Genomic DNA, 521 nt, shown 5'->3' on the forward strand with positions numbered 1-521 from the left:
GATACCCAAACGGTCTACACCCCAAGCTTGGCCTGTGCTCATTACTTTGATCTTGTCGTTCTTCTTCAGTGAACCGTTTTTGATTCGTACCAAAGATACTACGCCAAGATAATTATCAAACCATGAGTCGATGATCAGCGCTTGTAGTGGCGCATCAGGATCACCTTCTGGTGCTGGAATTGCTGATACGATGTTTTCTAGAACGTCCTCAACACCAAGACCTGTCTTCGCAGAACAGCGTGTTGCGTCCATCGCATCAATACCAACGATTTCTTCAATTTCTTCAGCTACACGTTCAGGATCAGCGGCTGGCAAGTCGATCTTGTTTAGGATTGGCACAACTTCCAGATCCATTTCGATCGCGGTGTAACAGTTAGCAAGTGTTTGCGCTTCTACACCCTGACCAGCATCAACAACCAATAGCGCGCCTTCACAAGCCGCTAGAGAACGTGATACTTCGTATGCAAAGTCTACGTGTCCCGGAGTATCGATGAAGTTCAGCTGATAAGTTTCACCGTCTT

1 protein-coding gene is annotated in these 521 nt (G+C 46.8%); it reads right to left on the minus strand.

Going from position 1 to position 521, the window contains the following annotated elements; genetic code table 11:
* On the minus strand, positions 1-521 hold a 521-nt coding region (locus R7093_RS27985; protein ID WP_318147379.1), incomplete at both ends, for a GTP-binding protein.

This window comes from Vibrio sp. 1580, from assembly GCF_033340055.1.